1 protein-coding gene is annotated in these 1,106 nt (G+C 55.9%); it reads right to left on the reverse strand.

All coding sequences use genetic code 11. The features are described from left to right. Window positions 1-23 precede the first annotated feature (23 nt). On the reverse strand, window positions 24-842 hold the full coding sequence (locus tag BM438_RS44550) for a Crp/Fnr family transcriptional regulator (RefSeq protein ID WP_167378565.1): 819 nt from the start codon (window positions 840-842) through the stop codon (window positions 24-26). Window positions 843-1,106: the final 264 nt, after the last annotated feature.

The following is a 1,106-nucleotide window of genomic DNA, read 5'->3' on the forward strand; positions in this document are numbered from 1 at the left end:
CGAAAATCTCAACGGCATGATGATCAGTCGTTTGCGTATTGATGTACCAGTCCGGAAGTGTCGGCGACGGCATGCAGTGCAGCGATGTCCGAGATAATGATTTCCCTGCCGATTTTCAGAAGAATTCCTTCCTCTACAAATCGCGCAAGTTCGCGACTCATGGTCACACGGGTCACCCCTACAAGGTGAGCAAAGTCTTCAACGCGGTGACTTTTTGACAGACGCGCGGTATTGTTCGCCTCCAGTGTTCCATATGCGTTGAGCAACTGGACGAACAGCGTTGCCACACGTACGCGCGCTGGCAGACCGGCATACATGACATGCATACATCCGAGGCGGGTCTTCTGCGCCAGTCTACGGGCAAGTTCAATGAAGATTTCGGGGTCAGCCCGACCGGCTGACATGATCGCGGCATGGTCAATCACAAGGACCCGCGAATCTTCAACCGCGACCGCGGATGTGTAACGCGGCTGGTCATCAAAGATGCCGTATTCACCAATCGTTGTGCAAGGTCCCGCAAATGCGACGTCCCGGTCCGACCCGTCTATTCCAGTCATGAACACCCGGATCCGCCCTGCCAGCGCGTAGTAGAAAGATGTGGCAAGTTCGCCCTGACGGTACAAATGCACGCCGCGGGCGAAAATGCGTTCCATGCCCAGTTTGGCAATGCTGCGCGGGAGCTCCCTTACTTCCGGGAGCAAAAACGGGGAACTTGCTGGGTCACGCGGTGCCGCTCGCGTCTGCGAAACTGTTTCTTTGGTCGGCTGAAATCCCGTCAAGGCTGCGGAAACCCGAACAGCCGTGAACTCGCCCGACAACCCGGTGTTTTGAGCATTCCTCATTCGACGCCTCCTTCGTTCCCTGTCAAGGGAACTCATCGCGCAGTATCGAAGGCGTTCCAGGTGGCTTTGCGCCTCTGTTCGGAACGCATGATCGACAGGGTCTCCATTGAGGTTACTACTCGATATCCGCAGCATCTCTGACCACTTTTCGCCAGAACCGGAGACGGGCTAACCTCGAATTTAATCTGTCGCTCGCTTAAGGATGCCTAATCGTCACGCGCCCGGCATCAGCAATTACACCTATCTTGCCGGTCGGTATCAGGG

Origin of the sequence: Paraburkholderia aspalathi, assembly GCF_900116445.1 — a bacterium.
In the GTDB taxonomy this organism is placed as follows: Bacteria; Pseudomonadota; Gammaproteobacteria; order Burkholderiales; family Burkholderiaceae; genus Paraburkholderia; species Paraburkholderia aspalathi.